The organism is Leisingera sp. ANG1 (assembly GCF_000203975.2).
Taxonomy (GTDB): domain Bacteria; phylum Pseudomonadota; class Alphaproteobacteria; order Rhodobacterales; family Rhodobacteraceae; genus Leisingera.
In genome coordinates this window covers 62719-89553 of record NZ_AFCF02000016.1, presented here as the reverse complement: position 1 = coordinate 89553, position 26835 = coordinate 62719, and the positions used below count along the sequence as shown (strand labels likewise).

At 64.8% G+C, this 26835-nt stretch carries 22 protein-coding genes; 5 read left to right on the top strand and 17 right to left on the bottom strand.

Going from position 1 to position 26835, the window contains the following annotated elements; genetic code table 11:
- Window positions 1-60 precede the first annotated feature (60 nt).
- Complete coding sequence (locus tag GC1_RS21480; RefSeq protein ID WP_019297421.1) at window positions 61-1398, bottom strand: sigma-54-dependent transcriptional regulator; 1338 nt, start codon at window positions 1396-1398, stop codon at window positions 61-63.
- Window positions 1395-3152 carry a sensor histidine kinase gene (locus GC1_RS21475; protein WP_237754661.1) on the bottom strand — a complete coding sequence of 586 codons (1758 nt, stop codon included), beginning with the start codon at window positions 3150-3152 and terminating at the stop codon, window positions 1395-1397. The genes GC1_RS21480 and GC1_RS21475 overlap by 4 nt, the downstream gene beginning before the upstream one ends.
- 266 nt (window positions 3153-3418) lie before the next feature.
- Here GC1_RS21475 and GC1_RS21470 point away from each other — a divergent pair, with 266 nt between their 5' ends.
- From GC1_RS21470 to GC1_RS21460, 3 genes are all read left to right on the top strand, one after another.
- Complete coding sequence (locus GC1_RS21470) at window positions 3419-4927, top strand: FMN-binding glutamate synthase family protein (RefSeq protein ID WP_019297423.1); 1509 nt, start codon at window positions 3419-3421, stop codon at window positions 4925-4927.
- Window positions 4928-4959: 32 nt separating this feature from the next.
- Entirely contained in the window at window positions 4960-6621 is a 1662-nt protein-coding gene (locus GC1_RS21465) for an acetolactate synthase large subunit (protein ID WP_019297424.1), read from the top strand.
- Window positions 6622-6716: 95 nt separating this feature from the next.
- A complete protein-coding gene (locus GC1_RS21460) occupies window positions 6717-7061 on the top strand; it encodes a RidA family protein (RefSeq protein WP_019297425.1) in 345 nt (114 codons plus the stop codon).
- Window positions 7062-7136: 75 nt separating this feature from the next.
- On the opposite strand, the gene GC1_RS21455 is transcribed toward GC1_RS21460, so the two are convergent.
- From GC1_RS21455 to GC1_RS21440, 4 genes are all read right to left on the bottom strand, one after another.
- On the bottom strand, window positions 7137-8828 hold the full coding sequence (locus tag GC1_RS21455) for a BCCT family transporter (protein WP_019297426.1): 1692 nt from the start codon (window positions 8826-8828) through the stop codon (window positions 7137-7139).
- Between the two features lie 230 nt (window positions 8829-9058).
- The gene (locus GC1_RS21450; protein ID WP_039135875.1) at window positions 9059-10480 is read right to left on the bottom strand and encodes a carnitine 3-dehydrogenase; all 1422 of its coding nucleotides are present in this window, start codon (window positions 10478-10480) and stop codon (window positions 9059-9061) included.
- 88 nt (window positions 10481-10568) lie between these two features.
- Entirely contained in the window at window positions 10569-11486 is a 918-nt protein-coding gene (locus GC1_RS21445) for a 3-keto-5-aminohexanoate cleavage protein (RefSeq protein ID WP_019294380.1), read from the bottom strand.
- A gap of 18 nt (window positions 11487-11504) precedes the next feature.
- Window positions 11505-13451 carry an acetoacetate--CoA ligase gene (locus tag GC1_RS21440; RefSeq protein WP_029204613.1) on the bottom strand — a complete coding sequence of 649 codons (1947 nt, stop codon included), beginning with the start codon at window positions 13449-13451 and terminating at the stop codon, window positions 11505-11507.
- Between the two features lie 128 nt (window positions 13452-13579).
- On the opposite strand from GC1_RS21440, the gene GC1_RS21435 reads away from it, so the two are divergent.
- Window positions 13580-14554 carry a GlxA family transcriptional regulator gene (locus GC1_RS21435; protein ID WP_019294378.1) on the top strand — a complete coding sequence of 325 codons (975 nt, stop codon included), beginning with the start codon at window positions 13580-13582 and terminating at the stop codon, window positions 14552-14554.
- Between the two features lie 30 nt (window positions 14555-14584).
- Here GC1_RS21435 and GC1_RS21430 read toward each other — a convergent pair whose 3' ends face one another.
- From GC1_RS21430 to GC1_RS21400, 7 genes are all read right to left on the bottom strand, one after another.
- Window positions 14585-15481, bottom strand: coding sequence for a complex I NDUFA9 subunit family protein (locus GC1_RS21430; RefSeq protein ID WP_019294377.1), 897 nt, complete (start codon window positions 15479-15481; stop codon window positions 14585-14587).
- Between the two features lie 81 nt (window positions 15482-15562).
- The gene (locus GC1_RS21425) at window positions 15563-15769 is read right to left on the bottom strand and encodes a dodecin (protein ID WP_019294376.1); all 207 of its coding nucleotides are present in this window, start codon (window positions 15767-15769) and stop codon (window positions 15563-15565) included.
- Between the two features lie 179 nt (window positions 15770-15948).
- Window positions 15949-17412, bottom strand: a complete 1464-nt coding sequence (locus GC1_RS21420) for an aldehyde dehydrogenase (protein WP_019294375.1) — start codon at window positions 17410-17412, stop codon at window positions 15949-15951.
- A gap of 12 nt (window positions 17413-17424) precedes the next feature.
- On the bottom strand, window positions 17425-18462 hold the full coding sequence (locus GC1_RS21415) for an LLM class flavin-dependent oxidoreductase (RefSeq protein ID WP_019294374.1): 1038 nt from the start codon (window positions 18460-18462) through the stop codon (window positions 17425-17427).
- On the bottom strand, window positions 18459-19385 hold the full coding sequence (locus GC1_RS21410; RefSeq protein WP_019294373.1) for a flavin reductase: 927 nt from the start codon (window positions 19383-19385) through the stop codon (window positions 18459-18461). The genes GC1_RS21415 and GC1_RS21410 overlap by 4 nt, the downstream gene beginning before the upstream one ends.
- Window positions 19382-20185 carry an alpha/beta fold hydrolase gene (locus GC1_RS21405; protein WP_019294372.1) on the bottom strand — a complete coding sequence of 268 codons (804 nt, stop codon included), beginning with the start codon at window positions 20183-20185 and terminating at the stop codon, window positions 19382-19384. The genes GC1_RS21410 and GC1_RS21405 overlap by 4 nt, the downstream gene beginning before the upstream one ends.
- Window positions 20157-20759, bottom strand: coding sequence for an amino acid synthesis family protein (locus GC1_RS21400; RefSeq protein ID WP_019294371.1), 603 nt, complete (start codon window positions 20757-20759; stop codon window positions 20157-20159). The genes GC1_RS21405 and GC1_RS21400 overlap by 29 nt, the downstream gene beginning before the upstream one ends.
- A gap of 107 nt (window positions 20760-20866) precedes the next feature.
- On the opposite strand from GC1_RS21400, the gene GC1_RS21395 reads away from it, so the two are divergent.
- Entirely contained in the window at window positions 20867-21541 is a 675-nt protein-coding gene (locus GC1_RS21395) for a GntR family transcriptional regulator (protein WP_019294370.1), read from the top strand.
- 89 nt (window positions 21542-21630) lie between these two features.
- Here the strand turns inward: GC1_RS21395 and hutU are convergent, their stop codons facing one another.
- The 4 genes from hutU to hutI are packed head-to-tail and all read right to left on the bottom strand — an operon-like array spanning window position 21631 to window position 26820.
- Complete coding sequence (gene hutU / locus GC1_RS21390; protein WP_019294369.1) at window positions 21631-23313, bottom strand: urocanate hydratase; 1683 nt, start codon at window positions 23311-23313, stop codon at window positions 21631-21633.
- Window positions 23310-24095 carry an N-formylglutamate deformylase gene (hutG, locus tag GC1_RS21385; RefSeq protein ID WP_019294368.1) on the bottom strand — a complete coding sequence of 262 codons (786 nt, stop codon included), beginning with the start codon at window positions 24093-24095 and terminating at the stop codon, window positions 23310-23312. The genes hutU and hutG overlap by 4 nt, the downstream gene beginning before the upstream one ends.
- Window positions 24092-25615, bottom strand: a complete 1524-nt coding sequence (gene hutH / locus GC1_RS21380; protein WP_019294367.1) for a histidine ammonia-lyase — start codon at window positions 25613-25615, stop codon at window positions 24092-24094. Before hutH ends, hutG begins: the two co-directional genes overlap by 4 nt.
- Window positions 25612-26820 (bottom strand): imidazolonepropionase, encoded by a 1209-nt coding sequence (gene hutI / locus GC1_RS21375; protein WP_019294366.1) that lies wholly within the window; start codon window positions 26818-26820, stop codon window positions 25612-25614. Before hutI ends, hutH begins: the two co-directional genes overlap by 4 nt.
- Window positions 26821-26835: the final 15 nt, after the last annotated feature.

Below are 26835 nucleotides of genomic sequence, written 5' to 3'. Positions count from 1 at the left end.
TATGAAGGAAACCGCGCGGCATTTGCGGGCCGCCCTGCGGATTTCCGCAAGGTGCACGGGCTACAGAAGGGCGTCCTTGTCGAGGCCCAGTTTGACAATCTTTTCGTTCAGCGTGCGGCGGCCGATCCCCAGCGCCTCGGCGGCAGCATCCATGCGGCCCTCGTGGGCTTTCACCGCCTTGCCGATCAGTTCACGCTCAAACGCGGCTACCGCCTCGCGCAGGGTGTCCGGCACATCGTCCGGGGGCTGATCCATGCGGATGGCTTGCGCCATGCTGCCACCGCCGCGGCGCGCCGCCAGAACCCGGCGCTCGCAAACGCTGCGCAGCTCGCGCACATTCCCCGGCCAGCCGTGCGCCAGCAGCGCGGTCAGATCGTCCTGAGAGATATCGGGCACGGCGGTTTCGTAAAGCTGCGCAAACTGCGCCAGAAAATGCGCCGCCAGCAGCATCAGGTCATCGCGGCGCTGGCGCAGCGGCGGCAGGGTCAGCACCATGGTATTCAGGCGGAACAGCAGATCCTTGCGCAGGCGGTTCTCCTGCACGGCCAATTCAACGTCCTCATTGGTGGCAGATACCACGCGGAAGCTGACCGGCACCGGCAGATGGCCGCCTGCGGGTAGAATCTGCTTGTCTTCGATCAACCGCAGCAGCTTGGCCTGCACTTCGACCGGACAGGAGCAGACCTCATCCAGAAACAGCGTGCCGCCCGAGGCCGCCAGCAGCCGCCCGCCGGACCCGCCTTCGGTGCCGAACATTTCCGCTTCAAAGGTGGCGGGCGACAGCGCGGCGCAGTTCAGCGCCAGAAACGGCGCATCGGCGTTTGGCCCCAGATCATGCAGCGCGCGGGCAACCAGCTCCTTGCCGGTGCCGGTCTCGCCCTCGATCAAAACCGTGGTGCCGGTCTCCGCAAGGTCCAGGGTATCCTGCCGCAGCTGCACCACCGGCGCCGACTGTCCCAGCAGCACCCGGTCCAGCCCCGAAAGCGCAAACAGCCGCGCCTTCAGCCGCGCGTTGCTTTGCTGCATCCGGTGCTGTTCGGCCGCGTGGCGCAGGATCGCTAGCAGACGGCGCGGCTCATAGGGCTTTTCGACAAAGCTGTAGGCGCCGTCCTGCATCGCCTTCACGGCCATCGGAATGTCGCCATGGGCGGAAATCAGCACCAGCGGTGGCGCGGCGGGATCCAGCGCGGCCAGCAGATCCAGCCCAGACATGCCGGGCATCCGCACATCCGACAGGATGACATCGGGCTGAAACTCTGCCAGCCTCTCCTGCCCCGCCGCCGCCCGTGCCGCCGCAGTGACCTGCCAGCCCGCAGCCTCCAGCAGTTCCGCCACCGACTGGCGCATCGCCTTGTCGTCATCAATGACCAGAATGCTGAAGGGCCTGGCGCTGCTCATGGCTGTTCTTCCTCTGCTGGCCGGACCGGAAACGCGACCCGGAACACCGCACCGCCCGCGTCCCTGTTGCGGGCCGTCATCGTGCCGCCGTGATCCTGCACGATACCGGCAGAAATCGCCAAGCCCAAGCCCATGCCCCGGCCGCTTTCGCGGGTGGTGACAAAGGGTTCCTGCAGGTCGGCCAGCGTGGCTTCGCCCAGGCCATGGCCATTGTCCTTGATGTCAAACCAGGCCTCGCCCCCCTCGGCGCCGGTGCGGGCCACGATCAGCGGCGCCGCACTTTCATCGCTGGCATCAATGGCATTGCGCAGCAGGTTGGTCATCACCTGCTCGATCCGCAGGCGGCTGCCCTGCACGCTGACCGGGCCGGGACAGAGATCCAGCCGCAGCTCTGCCCCCGCCTCCTCAAGATTGGGGGCAACCAGGGCGGCAGAGGCACGCATCGCAGCGTTCAGGTCAACCGCGGTTTGGCTCTCGGCATCCGGAGTCGCAAAGAACTTTAGCTGCCGGGTGATCCCCTCCATCCGGTCTACCAGCGCTCCGATCCTGGCTGGCAGCGCCGCGGAATTGCCCGGAGCGATCTCCGCGGCAACCAGATGGTTCCGCATGGCGGCAATCGGCTGGCCCAGCTCATGCGTCACCGATGCGGCCAGCCTGCCCAGAGCTGCCAGGCGGCTGGCGCGCTCCAGTTCATCCTGGGTGCGCTTCAGCCGCCGTTCCGCGGTGCGGCGGTCCTCGATCTCGCCCGCCAGCAGTTCGTTGGCCCGGCGCAGCTGCGCCTCTTCCTGTTCGGACCGCGCCAGCGCGGCGCTGATCCGGCGCGCCCGCTGCACCTGGAACAGGATCAGTGCAAGGCCCGCGGCAAATCCAACCAGCGAGGTGACCAGCCAGCTGCGCGCCACCGCCCGGTCGCCGCTGGCAAAGTAATGCAGGGTCCAGCCGTGCGGCGGGATCGGTGCCGTCAGGTGGATCTGCTCCCGCCCGGAAATCACCGCGCGCGGCCCCTCGCCCGCCTGCCACTCCAGCGGTTCCAGCGCCTGGCCCGGAAACTGCCGCGCCGCCTTGATACGCTGCCGCTGCCCTGCCGTCAGCGGCGCCAGCACCCGGTACCGCCAGGCGGGGTCAGAGGCCAGCAGCACAACCCCGTCTTCATTGGCCATCAATACCTGCTCGCCAGATCCGCTCCAGCTCTGCTCCAGCGGCTGAAAGCCGATCTTGATCGCAATCACGCCCGCAAGCGTTCCATCCGGACCCCGCACTGCATCGGCGATGAAATACCCCGGCAGGCCGGTTGTGGTGCCAATGGCATAAAACCGCCCCTGCCCGCCTTGCAGCGCCTGCTGAAAGTAGGGCCGGAAGGCGTAGTTCTGGCCGACAAAACTGCCGGGCTGGCGGAAATTGGAGGCCGCGATGGCAACTCCGTTCGTGTCCATCAGGTAAATCGCATCCAGCCCCGCCTTGGCGGCGAAGTCTTCCAGCCGCAGGTTCAGCGTGCCGGTGTCATCACCGCCGGCGGCACCTATGACAGAGGCATCCCGCGCCAGCACATGCGTCAGATGGGAAAACCGCTCCAGCTCAGCGACAACGGAGCTTTGATAAAGCGACAGCGGCCCTTCGGCCTGCGAAACCTCTTCCGACTGGAAGTAAACGCTCGAAACCCTGAACACGCCGACCGCGACGGCAATCGTCACCACGAGGGATATCAGGAACGGGATCAGGCGCATTCCCGTCGATAGGCCGCAAAAACGCGCCATGGCAAGACATTAGTGGACCTCAGGCGCCAGCCGCTCTCAAGGCTGGACAACTTCTGCGCGCCTGCCGCACACTCCGGAAACAAGATCAATGCCAGGCGGAACCTTTCCGGGCGGCGGCACGTTGCGTCCCGGGACAGCATCCTGAACACTGCTGCTGCGGCTCCCGAGGATGTGACCGCCCCGCGGCTGCAATTTCAGCCGCGATGGCGCAGTCTGGAATAGCAAAAGCCGGGCCCAAGCCCGGCCTCAAAGGAGCGAAGGAAACCATGTCCCAGATATCCAGCACCGTCCTGGCGCTGCTCGAAATCCTGTCTTATGCCTTCATCTTCGCCCTGGGTGCAGGCCTGTTGTGGGTGATTGCAATCTACATCCACGACAAGACCCAGACCGCCAGCACCCTGCGCCGCAATTACCCGGTAATCGCCCGCTTCCGCTATTTGTTCGAGCATCTGGGCGAATTCTTCCGGCAGTATTTCTTTGCCCTCGACCGCGAGGAGATGCCGTTCAACCGCGCTGAACGCTCCTGGGTCTACCGCGCCGCCAAGAATGTGGATTCCACCGTCGCCTTCGGCTCCACCCGCGACCTGCGCCCGGCGGGAACCGTCTATTTCGCCAACGCGCCGTTTCCGGACCTGGAACACGGCACAACCCCGCCTGCCGAAGTCACCATCGGCCCCCACGCGCGCACGCCCTATACCACCTCGTCGATCTTCAACATCTCCGGCATGAGCTACGGCGCCATCTCGGTTCCGGCCGTCCGCGCCCTGTCGCGCGGCGCCAAGAAGGCCGGCATCTGGCTCAACACCGGCGAGGGCGGGCTGTCGCCCTACCATCTGGAGGGCGGCTGCGACATCGTCTTCCAAATCGGCACCGGCAAGTTCGGCGTCCGCAAGCCCGAAGGCGGCTTTGACGAGGAGAAACTCCGCGCCGTCGCCGCCCATGAAACCGTCCGCATGTTCGAATTGAAGCTCAGCCAGGGCGCCAAGCCCGGCAAGGGCGGCATCCTGCCCGGCGCCAAGGTGACTGAGGAAATCGCGGCCATCCGCGGGCTGACGCCGGGCGAGGACGCGATCAGCCCCAACCGCCACCCCGAAGCCTCCAACGTGGGCGAACTCCTCGACATGATCGCCTATGTGCGCGAGGTCACGGGCAAGCCCGTGGGGTTCAAGGCGGTGCTCGGCGCCCACGGCTTCCTCGACGGCCTCTGCCAGGAGATCCTCTCCCGCGGCGAGGCCAGCGCCCCCGATTTCATCACCATCGACAGCGCCGACGGCGGCACCGGCGCCGCCCCGATGAGCCTGATCGACAACATGGGCATGCCCCTGCGCGAAAGCCTGCCCAAGGCGGTGGATGTGCTGACCCGCTACGGCCTGCGACAGCGCATCAAGGTCTGCGCCAGCGGCAAGCTGATCAACCCGTCAGAGGTCGCCTGGGCCTTCTGCGCCGGCGCCGATTTCGTCAATTCGGCGCGCGGCTTCATGTTTGCGCTCGGCTGCATCCAGGCGCTGCAGTGCAACAAAAACACCTGCCCCACCGGCATCACCACCCATAATCCCAAGCTGCAGTTCGGCCTCGACCCCGCCGACAAGGCGGAACGGGTCGCCTCTTATGCCAAGAACATGCTCAAGGAGGTGACCATCCTCGCCCACAGCTGCGGCGTTACTGAACCGCGGCTCTTGCGCCGCTACCACGCGCGGATCGTGCATGACAGCGGCCGCTCGGTCTCGATGGCGGAGCTTTACCCGGAACAGGCCCAGCAGCACGCCGCGCAGTAACCCGCCCCGCCAGAAAAATTAAAGGAGACTCCATGCCAGATTCTGACCGCCCCGCCAAAGCTTCCGACCTTCTTGTGGCCGCGCTGGAGGCCGAAGGCGTCGAATACGTCTTTGGCGTCCCGGGTGAGGAAAACCTTGATCTGCTGGACTCCCTGCGCACCTCAAACATCAAGCTGGTGCTGACCCGGCATGAGCAGGGCGCCGGATTCATGGCGGCAACTTATGGCCGCCTCACCGGCAAACCGGGCGTCTGCATGGCAACGCTTGGCCCCGGCGCCACCAACCTCGCCACGCCGGCGGCCTATGCCCATCTGGGGGCGATGCCGCTGATCATGATCACCGGGCAGAAACCGATCAAGAAATCCAAGCAGGGCCGGTTCCAGATCATCGACGTGGTGAACCTGTTTGATCCGGTCTGCAAGATGTCGCGTCAGATCGTGCACGGCAACACCATCCCCGCGCTGATCCGCGAGGCCTTCCGCGTGGCCGAAGAAGAACGCCCCGGCGCGGTGCTGCTGGAACTGCCCGAGGATATCGCGGCGGAGGACACAGACGCCTCTGTCATCCCGCCCCACGTCCGCCATTACGCCGTGCCGGACGAGGCCGTTCTGACCGAAGCGGCTGACATGATCCGCGCCGCCAAAATGCCACTGGTGCTGATCGGCGCCGGCGCCAACCGCCGCAAGGCACGCTCGGCACTCTGTGATTTCATCGAACGGGTGCAAATCCCCTTCTTCAACACCCAGATGGGCAAGGGGGTGGTCGACGAAAGCTCGGACCTTTTCCTCGGCACCGCTGCGCTGTCAGACGGCGACTACCTCCACTGCGCCATCGAACGCGCCGATCTGATCATCAACGTGGGCCATGACGTGGTCGAAAAACCGCCCTTCTTCATGACCGAGGGCGGCACCAAAGTGATCCATGTGAACTACAAGGCGGCGCAGGTCGATCAGGTCTATTTCCCGCAAGCCGAGGTGGTGGGCGATCTGGAAGGATCCATCACCCGGTTGGGAGACATCCTCGGCGGACCGCTCGATTTCGACCGCAGCTTCTTCCAGCGCATGAAGGCGGAGACCGACAGCCATATCACTGAACTCGCCGATGATCCGCGCTTCCCGGTGATCCCGCAGCGGCTGGTCGCCGACACCCGTAAGGTGATGGCGGACTGCGATATCATCGCGCTCGACAATGGCATCTACAAGCTCTGGTATGCCCGCAATTACAAAGCCTTTCACCCCAACACCGTGCTGTTGGACAACGCGCTGGCAACCATGGGCGCAGGGCTTCCTTCGGCCATGATGGCCGCACTTCTGAACCCGGACCGCCGGGTGATGGCGATCTGCGGCGACGGCGGCTTTATGATGAACAGCCAGGAACTGGAAACTGCGGTGCGGCTTGGCCTCAACCTCGTGGTCACGGTGCTGAACGACAGTTCCTACGGCATGATCCGCTGGAAACAGGCGCATGTCGGCTTTGCCGACTGGGGGCTGGAATTCAACAACCCCGATTTCGTGCAATACGCCGCCAGCTATGGCGCCACCGGCCACCGGATTGAACGGACCGAAGACCTGGCGCCAACGTTCGCGGCCGCCTTTGCCGCGGGCGGCGTGCATCTGATCGACGTGCCGGTCGATTACAGCGAAAACCAGCGGGTGCTGATTGATGAGCTGGCCGCCAAGACCTGCCTGATCTGACGGGCCTGATCCAGGTGGCCTGATCTGCCCGCCCTTTCCCCCGGCTGCCGCGGCCGCTATGACCGCGGCAGCTTACCCAAGGAAAGGCAAATCCCATGACCATCACCCGCATCGGCACTACCGCCCGCTCCAGCAAAATCGTCAAGCACAACGGCGTTGTGTACCTCAGCGGCCAGGTGTCCGAGGCCGAAACCGCCGCCGAGCAGACCCGCGAGATCCTCGCCAAGGTCGACGCCCTGCTGGCCGAGGCAGGCAGCGACAAGACCCGCCTGCTGCAGACCGTGATCTGGCTCTCCGACATGTCCTATTTCGCAGAGCTGAACGAGGTCTGGAACGCCTGGGTCCCCGAAGGCCACGCCCCGGCCCGCGCCTGCGGCGAGGCCAAGCTGGCGCGCGAAATCCTGAAGGTGGAAATCATCGTCACCGCCGCCTGCGACTGACCCGCACCAGCACGAAAAAAACAGCGCCGGGCCTCTCCAGCCCGGCGCTTTCCTTTTGCGGAAACCTTACGTGCCTCAGGCGTGCAGGTCCTGCTTCATACGGGTTCCGTCCGCTGCCACCGTCTCAACCGAGATCGGCGACGCCGAAGGATCGTCGTGCAGCGACTTAAGCAAACCCCAGATCATTGCGATCAGCACAAAGGAAATCGGGAAGGCCGCCGCAATCGACGCGGTCTGAAGCGCGCCAAGCCCCCCGGCCAGCAGCAGCGCCGCCGCAACCACGCCTTCGCCCAGGCCCCAGATGATGCGGAACTTCTTCGGCGGGTTGTCGTCCCCCATCGAAAGCATGGTGGTGATCACCAGCGTGCCGGAGTCCGACGAGGTGATGAACCACGAGAACAACAGGAACGTCGCCAGCAGCGACATCGGCCAGCTGACCCAGCTCATGTCGCCCATCCAGCTGGTGGCGCCGATGTTGTCGATGGTCCCGAACAGCGCGCTCGGCAGGTTCCAGTCACGCACGGTCTGGATGATGCCCGCCCCGTCAGCCGAAGCAATGCCGGAGCCCATGTGCATTTCCTGCCAGATCGCATTGCCGCCGAACATGCACAGCCAGAAGAACGCGATGGTGGTGGGAACAAACATCACCCCGACCATGAATTCGCGGATCGTCCGGCCGCGCGAAATGCGGGCAATGAACACGCCGACAAACGGCGACCAGGAAATCCACCAGCCCCAGTAAAAGATCGTCCAGCCACCCTGCCAGGCCACATCCGGGCCTTCGGTTGCCGTCCAGAACCCCATCGGAACGAAGCTTGCAACATAGTCACCAAGAGTGGTCACAAACAGGCCCATCAGCCACTGGAACGGCCCAAAGATCACAAAGGCTGCCAGCAGCACGATCGACAGCCAGATGTTCCATTCCGACAGGATGCGGATGCCCTTGCCAACGCCGGACACCGCGGAAATAGTTGCGATGACCGACACAACCGCGATCAGAACCAGCTTGGTGCCGGTGCCGGGATCAACACCGAACAGATGGTTCAGACCCGCCGCCATCTGGCTGACGCCCAGACCGAGCGAGGTCGCGACGCCAAACACCGTGCCGAACACCGCCAGAAGGTCCACTGCGTGCCCCCAGGGGCCGTAAATGCGCTCGCCGATCAGCGGATAGAGCGCCGACCGCAGGGTCAGCGGCAGCTTCTTGCGGAACCCGAAATACGCCAGGCTCAGACCAACCAGTACGTAAAACGCCCAGCCGTGGAAGCCCCAGTGGAAGAAGGTCACGCGCATCGCGTCCACCGCGCGCTGCATGTCCATTTCCGTATGGCCCGCAAGGTCCGCATGCGGGTTGTTGGGATAGCCCCAGACTGCAGAGGTGTCGAAGTAGAAGATCGGCTCGGCAACACCAAAGAACAGGATGCCGATGCCGATGCCTGCGGAGAACAGCATCGAGAACCAGCTGAAGTTGCTGAATTCGGGACGCGAGTCGTCATCGCCCAGGCGGATCTTTCCGAAACGCGAGAACATCAGCCAGAAGCAGACAAAAAGCCCGATGGAAAACAGGGTGATGTAATAGAAGCTGAGCCCGTTTTCGATCCAGCTGCGGATCGACTTGTAAAGGCCTCCGGCGAACTCGACGTTCATGACCGTAAAGATCACAAAGGCGGCAATCATGCCCTTGGCTGCAATGCTCATCCCCGGATGCAGGCCGGTAAAGAAACCGGATTTTGCCACCAGGTGGCTGTTGGAGTTTTCTTCAGACATTTGGTCCTCCCGTAGATTTCAGGTGTCTCAGCGCCGGGACCCTCCTTGCCCGGCGGGCTGATCAGAACGCCCTGACGGGATGAAGCTTTCCCCGCCGCGCTCCGGCTTGATCCTCCCCCGGCCGCCGCATCCGCAGCAGACCGCCAATCAATAAAAAACGGGCCGGATCGGGGAGGAGACCCGGCCCGCAAAAAGAAACCCGGCAGCGCGCGAGCCGCCGGGTTTCCAAGTTATCCGCGCTGTCCGACGTGGCGCCCGGCACCTTCGGGCAGCGGCAGACCCGCGTGCGCCGCAGCGAAACCTGCCAGCTTGTCCGCAACCTCCGGCGACGGCAGCGAGGTGCCGCGCGCGTTCAGGTCCATGTGCAAAAGCAGCGTTTCCACGGTCGCCGCCAGCTTGCCCTCGGGGCCGAACAGGCGGTGGAACAGTTGCATTTTCTTGCCTTCGCCCTGCAGCACCTGGGTGGTCACGGTCAGCACATCGCCCTCGTGCAGCTCATCCAGGAAGCGCACATGGTTCTCGACGGTGAAGTAGCTGCCGCCCGCGGCGATGTAGTCTGCATCCGCGCCGATCATCTCCATGAACCGGTCGGTCGCCTGGGCCGAGGCCTCGGTGTAATGCGCCTCGTTCATGTGGCCGTTGTAGTCGGTCCAGCTCTGCGGCACCGGGCGGCTGACGGTGACCGGCAGCTCCACCGCGTCCGGCACGGGCAGCGTGGCCTCATGGGTGTTGATGACACCGCCGGCACCGCTGCCGGATTTCTTCAGCGCCCGCATCATGCCGACCAGGTTGTCGTCGCGCAGACGTTCCAGCGCGCGGATCGGCATATGGCCGGATTGCGCATCGGACTGGCCCGCGATCAGGTCGACCAGCTCCTCGGTGAACTCCGGAACATCCATCAGCTTGGTCCAGGGCCATTCCAGCGCCGGGCCGAACTGCGCCATGAAATGCTTCATACCCGCCTCGCCGCCGGCAATCCGGTAGGTCTCGAACAGACCCATCTGCGCCCACCGCAGGCCAAAGCCCATACGGATCGACTCGTCCAGCTCCTCAGTGGTGCAGATGCCGTCCTTGATCAGCCACAGCCCTTCGCGCCAGACCGCTTCCAGCAGACGGTCGGCGATATGCGCGTCGATCTCCTTGCGCACGGTCAGCGGGTACATCCCCACCTCGCGCAGCAGGTCTGCGGCCTGCGCGCAGGTGTCCGCATCGCCCACCAGCTCGACCAGCGGCAGCAGGTAAACCGGGTTGAACGGATGCGCCACCACGGCGCGGGCGCCTTCGGCATTCAGTTCCGAGGGCTTGAAGCCGGAGGTCGAGGAACCGATCACCGCAGATGCCGGTGCGTGCTCCTGCAGCTGAGCGTGGATCTTGTGCTTCAGGTCCAGCCGCTCCGGCACGCTCTCCTGGATCCAGGCGGTATCTGCCACCGCCTCCGCCATGTCGGCGTGGAAGGTCAGTTCACCTTCGGCCGGCAGCGCCTTGTCATACAGCGACGGCAGCGAGCGGCGGGCGTTGGCCAGCACTTCGCCGATCTTGCGCTCCGCTTCCGGGTCCGGGTCGAACACCCGCACGTTCCAGCCGTTCAAAAGGAACCGCGCGGCCCAGCCGCCGCCGATAACCCCGCCGCCGATGATTGCTGCTGTTTTCATGATCTATCCTCTGATCGCCTTCCCTGTGCGCCCGCCGGTGCACAGGGGGTGTACAGGGGGTGCACGCGTGGCACCCCCGCATTTCGGCTTATTTCGCCACCGGCGCGCGCTTGGTCAGGCCCAGCTTCTCGCGGACCGCCTCCGGGCCGATGATCCGGGCGCCCATGCCCTCGATCACGCCGACCGCGCGCTCCACAAGCTGTGCGTTGGTGGCCAGCACGCCCTTGTCCAGGAACAGGTTGTCCTCAAGGCCCACCCGCACGTTGCCGCCCGCCAGCACCGACTGCGCCGCATAGGGCATCTGGTCCCGGCCAAGGGAGAACGCCGACCAGGTCCAGTCGGACGGCACATTGTTGACCATCGCCATGAAGGTGTTGAGGTCGTTCGGCGCGCCCCACGGAACACCCATGCACAGCTGCACCAGCGCGTTCGGCTCCAGAATTCCTTCTTTTACCAATTGCTTGGCAAACCACAGGTGGCCGGTATCAAACGCCTCGATCTCCGGCTTCACGCCCAGATCGGTCATCATCTGACCCATCGCCCGCAGCATGCCCGGTGTGTTGGTCATGACGTAATCGGCCTCGGCAAAGTTCATGGTGCCGCAGTCGAGCGTGCAGATTTCCGGCAGGCATTCGGCGATATGGGCCATCCGCTCGGTGGCGCCGATCATGTCGGTTGCCGCCTCGTTGACCGGCAGCGGCGCTTCAGTCGAGCCGAACACGATGTCGCCGCCCATGCCTGCGGTCAGGTTCAGCACCACGTCAACTTCGGAATCGCGGATGCGGTCAGTAAGCTCCCGGTAATACTCAAGTTTCCGGGACGGTGCACCGGTTTCGGGGTCGCGCACATGGCAATGCACCACCGCCGCACCAGCCTTGGCCGCCGCGATCGCGGACTCCGCGATCTGCTTGGGCGAGCGCGGCACATGGGGGGATTTGTCCTGGGTGCCGCCAGAGCCGGTCACGGCGGCAGTGATGAAGACGTCTCGGTTCATGGTCAGGGGCATGGTCTCGCTCCTTTGGGGTTAAGCTTGCAATTCAGGGTGATCCGCAAACAGCTCCAGCACCTGCGGATTGGCGAGGCCGGAGAGGTTGCGGACGGGATGTTTGTTCACCACATCGCGCACCGCCAGCTCGGCAGTCTTGCCGGACTTGGTGCGCGGGATGTCTGCGACGGCGATGATTTTCGCGGGCACGTGGCGTGGCGAGGCATTTCTGCGGATTTCCGTTTTGATCCGGGCGGTTAGCGCGTCGTCTAGCGCAGCACTTTCGGCAGGAACCACAAACAGCACCACCCGCACGTCGTTATCGATGCTCTGGCCGACCACCACCGCATCCGCGACCTCGTCTATCTTGTCGAGCTGCCGGTAGATTTCCGCCGTGCCGATCCGCACGCCGCCGGGGTTCAGCGTCGCGTCCGAGCGGCCCAGCACCACATAGCCGCCATGTTCCGTGCGGATGGTGAAATCGCCCTGCCGCCAGATATTGGGATAGGCTTCGAAATAGCTGGCGCGGTAACGGGCATTGCCGGGGTCGTTCAGGAACCGCGTCGGCATCGACGGATGCGCATTGCGGCAGACCAGCTCGCCCGCCACACCTTCAACAGGTTCGCCCTGATCGTTCAGAGTCGCCACATCCAGCCCCAGCATCGGCGCCTGAATTTCGCCCTGATGCACCGGCAGCAGCGGGCAGCCGCCGATGAAACAGCCCAGAATATCGGTGCCGCCGCAGATCGAGGCCAGCTGCACATCCGCCTTCCAGTCGGCATAGACATGGGCAAAGCCCTCGGGCGACAGCGGCGAACCGGTGGACAGAACCACCCGCAGCGCAGCCAGGTCATGACTGTCCGCAGGCCGGTTGCGGCGCTTTTGCGAGGCATCGATGTATTTGGCGGAAATACCGAAATGCGTGACCTTCTCCGCCTCAGCCAGGTCGAACAGGCGGCGCATGCCCGGATACATCGGATTGCCGTCAAACAGCACGATCACGGCCTCGGAGGCCAGCGCCGCCACCTGCCAGTTCCACATCATCCAGTTGCAGGTGGTGTAATAGAACATCCGGTCGCCCGGTTGCAGGTCGCAGTGCAGCTGCTGCTCCACCAGCATCCGCAGCAGGGTGCCGCCGCCGGAATGCTCAATGCACTTGGGCTTGCCGGTGGTGCCGGAGGAAAACATCACATAGAGCGGATCGCGGAAGCCCATGGGACGGCAGTCCAGCGCCGGGGCATCTTCCTGCTTGAAACCCTCATAGGCGGCCATGCCTTTCGGCAGGTCCTGCGCCTCGCCGGCATAGGGCCAGACCACGATCTGCCGGACCGACGGCACCCGGGCGGCGACCTCGGCAATGGCGGCGCGGGTCTCAAACACCTTGCCGTTGTAGAAATAGCCATCTGCGGCAAACATCAGCTTGGGCTCGATCTGGCCAAACCGGTCGACCACCACATCCGGCCCGCTCTCCGGCGCGCAGGAGGACCAGACCGCCCCCAGAGAGGCCGTGGCCAGCATCGCCGCCACGGTCTGCGGCATGTTCGGCACATAGCCCGCGACGTGGTCGCCAGCGCCGATCCCGGCGTCCCGCAGGGCGGCAGCGAGCATTTCAACCTCGCGCTTCAGCTCTGCGCGGGTCCAGGCCATGCGGCGGCCATCCTCACCGATGAACACAATTGCCTCGCGCCCGTCAGCGTTCTTCAGGAATGTCTCCACGATGTTCAGCCGCGCTTCGGGGAAGAAGCGGACTTGCATCGGGTCCTGATGGGCCAGCAACGGAACCGTGCCCTGATCGCCCTCTAGCCCGCAAAAGTCCCAGGCCAGCGGCCAGAAGTCCTGCGGCTGCGCAACCGACCAGGCGTGCAGTGCGGCGAAGCTGTCCAGAGCTGTACCAGCGGCAGCAGAAGCCTGCGCCATGAAGCCGGACAGCAAAGGTTTGCGGCGCGCCGAAAGATCCGGCTGCCAGAGAAGAGGAGCGGTAGTCATGAAGGTATCAGCGGTTAGAGAGCAGGCGTCAGGTGGTCTTCGGCGGATCGTCAAGATGCTTGACTTCCTGCGTGATTAGCGCAGGAGTTGACGCAGCGCTTATACAATTTCGGTCAATTACTATACAGATGCAGACAAATCCGCCGCCAATATTCGAATTCCTGCTGTTCGAGGGGTTTTCCAACATGGTGCTGGCCAGCGCCATGGAACCGCTGCGCGATGTGCGGATGAATGCGGGCCAGGATGTTGCCGGATGGCGTGTCACCACGCTGAACGGGGCGCCGGTGCGCAGTTCCAGCGGGCTGCAGATCACACCGGACGGTGCCTTTGACGAAGGCCAGGGCAACCGCACCCTGGTTCTGGTTGCCGGCTACCATGTGCGCGAACAGGTGACGCCTGCCCTGCTGGCCAAGCTCCGGGCAGCCACGCGGGCTGCCCGGCTCGTACTGGCGCTCGATACCGCCGCCTGGCTGCTGGCTGCGGCCGGGGTGCTGGACGGGCACAGCGCGACGATCCACTGGCAGGAGCTGGACGCCTTTGCCGAGGCCTTCCCGAATGCCGAGGTTTCGACAGCCCGCTTTGTCCGCTCCGGCCCCTTCCTGACCTGCGGCGGCGCCAGCACCGCGCTCGACATGATGCTGAGCCTCATTCAGGATCTTTACGGTTCCGCCGCCGCCTTCGGTGCCTCAACGATGTTTGTCTATGACCCGTCGCGCCAGTCGGAACTGAACCGCGGCGCCGCGAGGCTGGAGCAGCGCGGCTCGCCCAAGATCCTGAAGGCCGCGAACCTGATGGCCGAGACCATCGAAACCCCGCTAAGCACGGCGGCCCTGGCCAAGCGGGTGTCGCTGTCCGAACGCACCCTGGCCCGGGCGTTCCAGCGCGAACTCGGCATGACGCCGGGAAAATACTACAAGATGCTGCGGCTCCAGCACGCCCGCTACCTGTCGGAGGAAACCCATCTCAGCCTGGAGCAGATTGCGATGCGCTGCGGGTTTTCCTCTGCCTCTTCGCTGGGGCGGTCGTTCAGCGGGCATTACGGGCGGACCATCCGCGAGGCACGAGTGCAGGAGAAGCCCTGGGTCAGGAACACCAGCGGCTGACAGGGCGGACGGGGGCAGGACCCCTTCGATCTACACCAGCCCCATCGCCACGGCGGAATGCGGCTTGATCCCCAGATCGGTGAACCCTGCAACACCTGCGCCCACGGTATTGTCGCGCCGCATCAGCGCAATCTGCGCCGGGGTGACCGGCGGTTTTGACAGCGGCGCCAGCAGCGCCGCCGCAAGCCGCCACAGCGCAAAGGGCACCGGCAGCAGCAGGCGGCGGCGGCCACTGCGGGCCGCCAGCCGCCGCAGGATGTCGCGGTAAGCAAACACATCCGGCCCGCCCAGCTCATAGACTTTCCGCTGCGCGCGCGGCCCTTCCAGCACACAGGCCACCGCTTCGGCCACATCCTCCACCCAAACCGGCTGCAGCCGGGTGCGTCCGGCCCCGAACAGCGGGATCACCGGCAGGCGGGCTGCGATCTTCTGCAGATCGCCAAAGAACACGCCGCCCTGGCAGAACATCACGCTGGGCCGCAGGATCACCGCATCGGGGCAGGCATTTCGCACGGCCACCTCGCCTTCTGCCCTGGCCCGCACATAGGCTGAGGGCGAATGCAGGCTGGCACCGATCCCGGAGACGTGGATCAGCCGCTGGCCAGGTGTCTCCTGCACCAGCCGGGCAACCCTGCGGGCGCCTGCCAGGTGCACGTCCTGAAAACTCTGCTGCCGTGTCTCCGTGTAAAATCCGATGCAGTTGACCACCCAGCCGGCGCCGCTGAGGGCGCGCGCCATGACACCCTGCTGCGCAAGATCGACCTGCACCTGCTGCACCCCGGTCTCCCATTCCTCCGGCGCTGGTGCGCCGGGGGTGCGGGTGCCTGCGCTGACGCGGCATCCCTGCTGCTGAAGACGCCGAACCACCCGGCGGCCGAGAAACCCCGTGCCGCCCAGCACAATCACGCTGCGGGGGCTGATCTGCATCTGGAAACGCTCCCCATCCGGGTCTGCGCCAACAGATAGCGCATCCGCGCCGCTGCGCCACTTGCGCCCGTCTCTGCCGGATCAGTCCAGCCGGAAGCCGATCTTCAGCCCCACCTGGTAATGGGCCACCTTGCCGTCCTCGACATGGCCGCGGATCTCTCCGACCTCGAACCAGCTGATATGGTCAATGGTCTTGGACGCGCGGGCAATCGCCCCGCTGATCGCGTCCTCGATGCTGGACTGCGAGCTGCCCACCACATCCACCGTCTTGTAAATTGCGTCACTCATCACACACCTCCTCACGCTGCATCCAAAGCGGCTGCAGTATTGATTAAGTGTGCCCCGATCAGCGCCCGCGTCCAGAGATTCCGCTGCCGCACGGCGCGGATCCCCTCTTCTCCTGGCTGAAAATATCCCCGGGGGAGCGCGAGGGGGCAGGCAGCCCCCTCGTTCCTGAGCGCCTCAGATCAGCGCATCACAAAGGGATCGGGGATTGGATCATCGCTGGTGCGAAGCCAGACGGCCTTCACCTTGGTGTAATCCAAGGCCGCCTGCAGCCCGCCCTCGCGCCCGTGGCCCGACAGCCCATGGCCCCCAAAGGGCGCAATCGGGCTCACCGCGCGGTAGGTGTTGACCCAGACGATGCCCGCCCGGATGCCCCGGATCATCCGGTGCGCGCGGGTGAGGTTTTGGGTGAACACGCCCGAGGCCAGGCCAAATGCGGTGTTGTTGGCGATTTCCATCGCCTCCGCCTCGGTCTCAAACTCCACCACCGACAACACCGGGCCGAAGAATTCAGTCGACAGGCAGGGTGCCTCCGGTGCACCGGAGCAATCCAGCACCGTGGGCGGAAAATAGAACCCCTCCCCTTCCGGCGCTGCGCCGCCAGTGACCAGTTTCGCCCCGGCGTCAACCGAGGCTCCGATCAGCCGCAGTGCGTGATCTCGCTGTTTCAGGGTGCAAAGCGGCCCGACCTCGGTTGCCATGTCATCCGGCGCGCCGATCACCACCGCTTCGGCTTTCTCCTTCAGCCGCGCAAGGAAAGCATCCTTGATGCCCTTCTGGATCACCAGCCGCGATCCCGCGACGCAGCTTTGCCCGGTGGCAGCGAAGATACCAGAGACCTGCGCATTCACTGCGCTTTCCAGATCCGCATCGTCGAACACGATAAAGGGCGACTTGCCGCCCAGCTCCAGCGAGGTGGAGGCAAGATTCTCTGCCGAGTTGCGCACGATATGGCGCGCGGTCTCCGGCCCGCCGGTGAAGGCCACATGGGCGACCGACGCGTGGCTGGTCAGCGCAGCACCCGCCTCCGGCCCGCCGGTGATCACGTTCAGCACGCCGGGCGGAAAGCCCGCCTGATCAAAGATGCGGGCAAATTCCAGCATCGGCGCCGGGCCTTCCTCGGACGCCTTCAAGACAACCGTGCAGCCCGCCGCCAGCGCCGGGCCAATTTTGACCGCAGACAGGAACAGCTGCGAATTCCACGGCACGATGGCCGCCACCACCCCCACCGGCTCGCGCCGCAGCCAGACCTCCATGTCCGGTTTATCAATCGGCAGATGCGCGCCTTCGATCTTGTCGGCGAGGCCGGCATAGTAGCGGTAGTATTCCGCCACATAGGCAATCTGGGCCGAAGTCTCGCGAATGATCTTGCCGGTGTCGCGGGTTTCAAGCTCCGCCAGTCGCGGCGCATTTTCCGCCACCAGATCAGCCAGCCGCATCAGCAGCTTGCCGCGCTGGGTGGCCGTCATCCCAGACCATTCAGGCGAGAAGAACGCAGCCTCCGCAGCCTTGACCGCCCGGTCCACATCCGCCGCCGAAGCGGCAGGCATCTGTGCCCAGGGTTTGCCGGTGGCCGGATCGAGGCTGTCAAAGGTCTCGCTCGCGTCCTCGAACGCACCGCCGATATACTGCTGGAATGTCTGCATTCTCAGGTTCCCTTACTGAAACGCGGGCATGACTTCGGTGATGAACCGCTCAAGCGAGGCTTTCTTGCGCTCGAAACTCATGCTGCTATCGATCCAGAACGAGTATTCATCATATCCCAGCGCCTCATACTTTTTCAGCCGCTCGATCACCGCCGCCGGTTCGCCAATCACCAGATCGCGCTCCATCGCTTCAGGGCTGTAGAAGGGATGCGCGGCAATCTCCTCGTCACTCAGGGGATCAATCAGGCCCTGGCTGACGTCCCGCTGGTTCATGAACCAGGCCCCGAAGTAGCAGTAGAAACGGTTCAGCTCCTCCGCCCCGCGTTTCACATCCTCGGCGCTGTCCGCGACATAGGTGTGCTGCAGCAGCATGATCTTGGGCCGCGGCACGTCGCTGTGTTTCGCACAGGCATCGTTGAACTTGCCCATCAGGTCGGTGATTTCCTCATCACCCTTCCACAGCGGCGTCACCTGCACATTGCAACCATTCTTCACCGCGAATTCATGACTGTTGGGATCGCGCGCCGCGACCCAGATCGGCGGCCCGTCCTGCTGCAGCGGCTTGGGCGAGGAGGTGGTTTTCGGGAAGGAGTGGAACTCCCCCTCCTGCGCATAGTCACCCTGCCACAACCCCTGCACTGCCGGGATCAGCTCCCGCATCCGCTGGCCCGCCTCCCAGGCGTCCATGCCGGGCATCATGCGTTCGTATTCAAACGAATAGGCCCCGCGGGCGATGCCCAGGTCCAGGCGGCCCTCGGTGATGATGTCGGTCATCGCCGCCTCACCCGCCAGCCGGATCGGATGCCAGAACGGCGCAATCACCGTGCCGGTGCCCAGCCGCACGTTCTTGGTGTGCCGCGCCACGTCGATGAGGTTCAGAAACGGGTTCGGCGAGATGGTGAAGTTCATCCCGTGATGCTCGCCGGTCCAAACCGCATGCATACCGCCGTCATCGGCGATTTTGCACAGCTGGATGAACTCGTCATAAAGCCTCTTCTGGTCGTCTGCCGCGGAAATCCGCTCCATATGCGCAAAGAGGGAAAATTTCATGCGCCCTTGCTCCCTGTCGCCACGGGGCGGACCTGCCCGGTGGTCTGATTGCCATAATACACCCCGAAATTGCCCATCCGGGATTCACTCGCGAACCGCTCCAGCATGGTGCACATCGCCGCGTCGGCAATGTCCATCAGCGTGGATTGGGTCAGCGGTGTGAAAACCCCCTTGGCCGGTGTGCCGCCGGCCGATTGGCACAGAAACGAGATGTGCTGATGTTCGCGCGCTTTGTCTTCGTAAACGGAATAGATGAACCCCGGCTCCGCCTCGACGCCGGTGTCCGCGATCAGCTTGGCCAGGGCGGCAGAGGCACCCTCCTTGCCGACCCGGATTTCCGGCAGCGTCAGCTTGCCCTGATCGTTGCCCATGAGCAGCACTTTGCCCTCATGCTCGATCAATGCCGAGACGATCAGCTTGGCTCCTTGAGTCAGGGCTTCGGCCTCCGCCGCCGCGGTCACATAGGCGCCGCGGGCGTATCCCAGCCCCGGCGCGGGCGAGGTTTCAAACGCCTCCACCCGTCCGATCAGGATCAGGTGGTCGCCCGCCTCAACCCGGTTGTGCATGGTGCAGTCGAACCAGGCGGAGACACCCTCGAACACCGGGCTGCCCTGCGGCCCGTTCTGCCAGCTGACGGCGGCAAAACGGTCCTCGACAGGCCGTGCGAAGGTGTTCGAGACGTCCTTCTGGTCCTCCGCCAGCACATTGACGGCAAACCCGCCCGCCTGCTCGAACGCGGCGTAGTTGCTGGAGGAATTGGCGATGCACACCAGCACCAGCGGCGGGTCCAGCGACACCGAGGTAAAGGAATTGGCGGTAAAACCGATGGGGTTTCCGTCCGCATCATGGGTTGTCACCACGGTAACGCCGGTCATGAAGGTCCCGAATGCGTTTCGCAGAGCGCGCGGGTCGATCTCGCTCATGACGTTGCTCCTTCCGTATCCAGCCAGCCCTGCAAGGCGGCATTGACCGCTGCGGGTGCAGTCAAGTTGACCATATGCCGGTGGCCTTCGATGACAACCGCCCTGCCCTGCGGCGCGGCATCCGCCATGGCTTGCGCCATCGCGGGTGTCGAGTTCGGATCGCCATCGCCGGTCAGCGCCAGCAGCGGGCAAGGGATGCCCGCAAAGCCGTCCGCATAGGTGCTGTCACCGCGGGCAAAGGCGGTATAGGCGGCTGCGTAGCCCGCCAGGTTCACAGCTGACAGCCATTCCCCGACCTGCGCCCGTGCCGCCTGGTCGGTCTCACTCTGCCCGAACCAGCGCGCCAGCGGTGTCTCCAGATCAAAGCTGCCCGCGCGGATTTCAGCCGCGCGCGCCTCAACCGCAGCCCGTGCGTCTGAGGAACGGCGGAACACCCCGTTCAGCAGCGCCACGCGGGCCGCGTTCTCCGGATGGCTGACAGCATAGCCGCCGGCAATCAGCGCGCCCATGGAGTGGCCAGCCAAGGAAACCGGCCCCAGATCCAGCGCCTGCAAAACCGCGTGCAGCCAGGCCACATAATCCGGCAGTTCCGCGCCCTCCGGCAGCGGCGCGCTGCCGCCATGGCCGGGCATGTCCAGCGCGATGACCTCATGGGTCTGCGCAAAAGCCTCAATCTGCGGCCCCCAGGCCGCCGATTGCATGCCGACCCCGTGGATCAGCACCAGCGGAGACCCCTCCCCTGCCCTATGGCAGGAGACGGCCCCGTAAGGCTCAGACAGCGGCAGGATTGTCGACGTCATGGCCCAGTTCCTTCAGGTCCTGATAGCGGTCGCCGATGCGGTGATGCGGACGGCCGCCTATCGAAGCACCCAGCGCGATCACGATCTCATCCGGGCCGGGCGCATCGGCAACCGACAGCTGGATGGTCAGGTAATGGCTGCGGCGCCCGCCGTCGTTCTTGTCCATCAGCGGGATCTGCAGCGAGGCATTGGCCGGCCCGCGGGTGTTGGTGAAGGCCAGATAGGATTTCGCCCCCACCGCCTCGCGGAAGTGATTGCCGAACCGCAGCGTGTGGATCAGGGCAGAGGCATGCTCGACCTCGCCATTCACACCGACGATGGCGGATTTGCCGTAGCCCTCCACCTTGTCGCCGCCGCCGGCCGCTTCCAGGATCATCGCGGTCAGCTTCTCGCCCAGACCGGGCGCGCAGTCATGGATCGCCGGGCGCAGGTCCTCGACAAATCCCTGCCCTGCCCAGGGGTTTTTGATCACCGCCACCGCGGCAATCATCTTGAGCGGGGTTTCCGCTGCCTTGCCGCCCTCGATCAGGGTTTCTTCGACATGCAGCAGCGTCTTGCGGATTTCGGCAGGCATGGGCGGGTCTTTCTTGTCTGATTCCAGTTGCCGTAATATGGTATACCATCATACAGTATGTCAATGCAGACTTGTTCCGCCCTGCCCTCGTTGTTATCGGAAGAACTATGACCAGCCCCATCATGAGCAAAATCGACCACCAGCCGCAGACCCTGCGCGACATCGTGCAGGAGCGGATGCGCGAGGCGATCATCTCCGGCCAGTTCACCCCCGGCGAACGGCTGGTGGAGCGGCCCCTGTGCGACCAGCTTGGCGTCAGCCGCACCGTGGTGCGGGAAACCATCCGCTATCTGGAGGCAGAGGGACTGGTGGAGATCCTGCCCGGCAAGGGCCCGATCGTGGCGCAGCTCACATGGGCCGACGCGCGGCAGATCTACGACATCCGCCAGATGCTGGAGACCGCCGCCGCCACCGAATGCGCCCGCAACATCACACCGCAGCTGGCAGAGCAGCTGAAGGCGGCACTGCAGAGCCTGCAAGAGGCCGTGGGCGCAGGCGTGCCCACCCCGATGCTGCGCGCCACGACAGAGTTCTACCGGATCATCTTTGACGGCGCCGGCCACAACGTCGCCTGGGAAATCGCCCAGCGTCTGAACGGCCGCATCAGCCGGCTGCGGGCGGTGACGCTGTCGACCGCGGAGCGCCAGAAACCCGGCCCCGCCCATATGCAGGACATTTGCGAGGCGATTGTGTCGGGGGATGCAAAGGCTGCGCAAGCCGCCATCGAACGGCACCTGAGCGACGCCAAAAACACCGCCGAACGGCTGCTGAACGAAAAATAGCCGTTTCCCTGCGAGGGAAACGGCCATGAAAAATCGATTTTTCATGGCAGAAATCCGCGCCGGATTTCTGCCTTTCTCTCGCTCGGACGTCAGCCCAGAATGCCGGGCAGGTTCAGCCCGTGCTCGCGCGCGCAATCCTTGGCGATGTCATAGCCCGCATCCGCATGGCGCATGACGCCTGTGGCCGGGTCATTCCACAGCACCCGCCCGATGCGGCGGTCGGCGTCCTCGGTGCCGTCGCAGCAAATCACCACGCCGGAATGCTGCGAGAAGCCCATGCCAACGCCGCCGCCGTGGTGCAGCGACACCCATGTGGCGCCGGAAGCGGTGTTCAGAAGCGCGTTCAGCAGCGGCCAGTCGGAGACAGCGTCAGAGCCGTCCATCATCGCCTCGGTCTCACGGTTCGGAGACGCGACAGAGCCCGAGTCCAAATGGTCGCGGCCAATCACAACCGGCGCCGACAGCTCGCCGTTTCGGACCATCTCGTTGAAGGCGAGGCCGGCCTTGTGGCGGTCACCCAGGCCGATCCAGCAGATCCGCGCGGGCAGGCCCTGGAAGGCGATGCGTTCCTGCGCCATGTCCAGCCAGCGGTGCAGGCCTTCATTCTCCGGGAACAGCTCCTTCATCTTGGCGTCGGTCTTGCGGATATCCTCCGGGTCGCCCGACAGCGCGCACCAGCGGAACGGGCCGATGCCCTTGCAGAACAGCGGGCGGATATAGGCGGGCACAAAGCCGGGGAAGTCAAAGGCGTTCTCCAGCCCTTCCTCCAGCGCCATCTGGCGGATGTTGTTGCCGTAATCCACCGTGGGCACGCCCATCGCGTGGAAGTCGCACATCGCCTTGACCTGTACCTTCATCGAGGCGCGGGCGGCCTTTTCCACCGCTTTCTTGTCCGTTTCCCGGCGCTCTTTCCATTCGCCCATGGTCCAGCCCAGCGGCAGGTAGCCGTTGACCGGGTCGTGGGCGGAGGTCTGGTCGGTCACGATATCGGGGCGGATTCCGCCTGCTTCGGCGCGCTTCACCAGCTCCGGGAAGATCTCTGCCGCGTTGCCCAAGAGGCCCACGGATTTCGCCTCGCCTGCGGCGGTCCAGCGCTCGATCATCTCCAGCGCTTCGTCGAGGGTCTCGGCCTTCTCGTCCAGGTATTTTGTACGCAGGCGGAAGTCGATGCTGTCGGGGTTGCACTCCACCGCCAGGCAGCAGGCACCGGCAAAGACAGCCGCCAAAGGCTGCGCGCCGCCCATGCCGCCCAGGCCGCCGGTCAGGATCCACTTGCCCTTGAGGTCGCCGCCGTAATGCTGGCGGCCCGCCTCGGCAAAGGTCTCATAGGTGCCCTGCACGATGCCCTGCGTGCCGATATAAATCCAGGAGCCGGCCGTCATCTGGCCGTACATCATCAAGCCCTTCTTATCGAGCTCGTTGAAGTGGTCCCAGTTGGCCCAATGCGGCACCAGGTTGGAGTTGGCGATCAGCACCCGCGGCGCGTCCTTGTGGGTCTGGAACACGCCGACCGGCTTGCCGGACTGCACCATCAGGGTCTGATCTTCTTCCAGGTTCTTCAGGGTCTCGACGATCAGGTCGAAATCCTTCCAGGTGCGCGCCGCGCGGCCGATGCCGCCGTAGACCACCAGCTCATGCGGGTTTTCGGCAACGTCGGGATGCAGGTTGTTCATCATCATCCGCATCGGTGCCTCGGTCAGCCAGGACTTGGCGGTGATTTCCGGGCCGGTGGGCGGGAAGATGTCGCGGGTGTTCTTGCGGGGATCGCTCATGCCGAGGGCCTCCAGTTTTTAAGATCAGTCAGAATGTTGGTGAGATGGGCGCGCAGTTCTTCCGCGCGCTCCGGCAGATAGGTCCAGGGCGGGCTTTCCTGGCAGTAGGTGGCCTGCGCCAGCTCCATCTGAATCGCGTGCAAGCCATCCGCAGGCCGCCCGTAGTGACGGGTGGTCCAGCCGCCCTTGAAGCGCCCGTTGAGGGTGGAGGTATAACCCTCCGCCGCCGCGCAATGGGCCACAGTCAGCGCCTCGATCGACGCGTCGCAGGTTTCACCCATGTTGGTGCCCACGTTGAAATCCGGCAGGCGGCCTTCGAACAGGAACGGAATGTCGCCGCGGATCGAGTGGCAGTCGTAGAGGATGGCAAAGCCGTGAATCGCCTTCACCCGCTCCAGCTCCGCCATCAGCGCCGCGTGATAGGGCGCATGATAGGCGTCGCGGCGGCGGGTGATCTCCGCCTCGTCCGGCTCCTTGCCCTCCTGCCAGATCGGCAGCCCGTCGAAATCCGTGAGCGGCACCAGAGTGGTGGTGTTTTTCCCTGGATAGAGACTGATACCTGCGGGGTCGCGGTTCACGTCGATCACATAGCGGTGGATCGGCGTGCGGACGGTCGTGATGTCCTCCACCAGCCCCGTGTAGAGGTCGTGAATGTGCCAGTCGGTATCGGCCAGCGCCCGGCCGGTCTCGTTCAGGCTGTCCCAGATTTCCGGCGGAACATCGGTGCCGGTGTGGGGCAGCCCCAGCACCAGCGGCGAGGTGCCTTGGGTCACTTCGATCATGCCGCCACCTTCACGCCAGCGGCATCCGCCACGCGGCCCGCACGGACCATGGCGCTTGCAGATTCGATATCCGGCGCCAGATAGCGGTCCTCAGCCAGCGAAGGGATATCGGCACGCAGCATTGCCAGCACATCCTGCAGGCGGGCCGAGGTTTGCAACGGCGCACGCGCCTCCACCCCTTGCGCGGCACACAGCATTTCGACGCCCAGGATCACCGACAGGTTCGCGTTCATCTTCGACAGCCGCAGCGCGCCATGGGCGGCCATCGACACGTGGTCCTCCTGGTTGGCCGAGGTCGGAGTCGAGTCGGTCACACAGGGGTTGGCCAGATGCTTGTTCTCGCTCATCAGCGCGGCGGTGGTCACCTCGGCGATCATGAAACCGGAGTTCAGCCCCGGATCGGGCGTCAGGAACGGCGGCAGGTCGTGGCTCAGCGTCGGGTCCACCATCAGCGCCACCCGGCGCTGCGCGATGGCGCCAATCTCGGCCACCGCCAGCGCGATCTGATCCGCGGCAAAGCCCACGTACTCGGCATGGAAGTTGCCGCCCGAGACGATCCGGCCTTCGTTCACCAGCACCAGCGGGTTGTCGGTGACGGCGTTGGCCTCGATCTCCAGCGTCTTGGCGGCCATCCGCAGCACGTCCAGCGCCGCGCCCACCACCTGCGGCTGGCAGCGGATGCAATAGGGATCCTGCACCCGGGTGTCGCCCTCGCGGTGGCTTTCGCGGATTTCCGATCCGTCCATGATGCCGCGCATTTCCCGCGCCACATCGATCTGCCCGGCATGGCCGCGCAAGCTATGGATGTCGGCAACCAGCGGCGCGGTGGAGCCCATGATCGCGTCTGTGGTAAGCGAGGCAATCACCATCGAGGCCTCAGCCATGCGCCAGGCGTCAAACAAGCCGGCCAGCGCGCAAGCGGTCGAGAACTGGGTGCCGTTGATCAGCCCCAGGCCTTCCTTTGGACCCAGAACAATAGGCTCTAATCCGGCCTTTTTCAGGGCATCCGCGCTGGACATGCGGGTGCCTTCAAAGGTGGCCTCCCCTGCCCCGATCATCGCCGCCGCCATATGCGCCAGCGGAGCCAGGTCGCCCGATGCACCAACGGAGCCTTGCGACGGGATCACCGGTACCACACCGCGCGCCAGCATCTGTTCGATCTGCTCAATCACCAGCCAGCGCACACCTGACGCGCCGCGGCCCATCGACAAGAGTTTCAGCGTCATCATCAGCCGGGTCTTGTCCTCCGGCAGCGCCTCCCCTACCCCGCAGCAATGGCTGAGGATCAGGTTGCGCTGCAGGGTGGCAGTGTCAGCCGGTGCGATCTTGGTCGAGGCCAATTTGCCGAAGCCGGTGTTGATGCCATAAACCGCTTCTTCTCCGGCAGCAGCATCCGCCACCATCTGCGCGGCGGCCTCCACCGGCTCACGCGCCGAGGCATCCAGCTTGGCCGGGGTCAGGTTGCGGTAGATATCTTCCAGCGTGGACAGCGTCACGGTGCCGGGGATCATCTCGATCATCGTTTTCCCTCATAGATACGGGTGTAAAGCGGGTTGAAGCCGATGCGGTAGGCGAGCTCTGCGGGCGTCTCCACGTCCCAGACCGCCAGATCGGCGCGCATGCCGGCGGCGATCTGGCCGCGGTCCGCCAGTCCCAGCGCGCGGGCGGCGTTGCGGGTGACACCTGCCAGCGCCTCCTCCGGCGTCATGCGGAACAGGGTGCAGCCCATGTTCATGGTCAGCAGCAAGGAGGTCAGCGGTGAGGAGCCGGGGTTGCAATCGGTCGCCAGCGCCATCGGCACGCCGTGGGCGCGGAAGTGCTCAATCGGCGGCGCTTGGGTTTCTCGGATGGTGTAGAACGCACCCGGCAGGATCACCGCAACAGAACCCGCCGCGGCCATCGCCCTGGCGTCGTCTTCGGTGGCGTATTCCACGTGATCAACTGACAATGCACCGTACTGCGCCGCCAATGCGGTGCCGCCCTGATGGCTCAGCTGCTCGGCGTGCAGTTTCACCGGCAGACCCAGCTCCCGCGCCACCTTGAACACCCGTTCGATCTGCGCCGGGGCAAAGGCGATGTTCTCGCAGAAGCCGTCGACCGCATCCACCAGCCCCTCCGCATGGGCGGCGCGCAGGGCGGGGATGCAGACCTCGTCGATGTAGTCGTCGTCCTGGCCCTTAAATTCGCCGGGCGTGGCATGGGCGCCAAGGAAGGTGGTTTTCACCGTCACCGGGCGCAGTTCACCCAGACGGCGGGCGGCGCGCAGCATGTTCAGTTCGGTCTTCAGGTCCAGCCCGTAGCCGGATTTCACCTCCACCACCGTTGCGCCCTCGGCGATCAGCGCATCCAGACGGGGCAGCGCATCCTGCACCAGCTGTTCAAGCGATGCCTCGCGGGTGGCGGACACGGTGGAGACAATTCCGCCCCCTGCCCTTGCGACTTCCTCATAAGACGCGCCATTCAGGCGCATCTCAAACTCCATCGCGCGGTTTCCGCCGAAAACAATATGGGTGTGGCAATCGATCAGCCCCGGTGTCACCAGCCGCCCGTCCAGATCAACATGCTTCCAGGGAAAATTGTCAGCTGACAATTCCTGCCGCGGCCCGGCCCAGACGATTTTCCCGTCCGACACCGCAACGGCCCCGTCCTCAATCAGCCCGTAAGGCGCGTCTGAGCCGACCATCGTGGCCAGCCGAGCGCCTGTCAGAACGTAGTTGCCAGTCACGCAAATCTCCCCGAG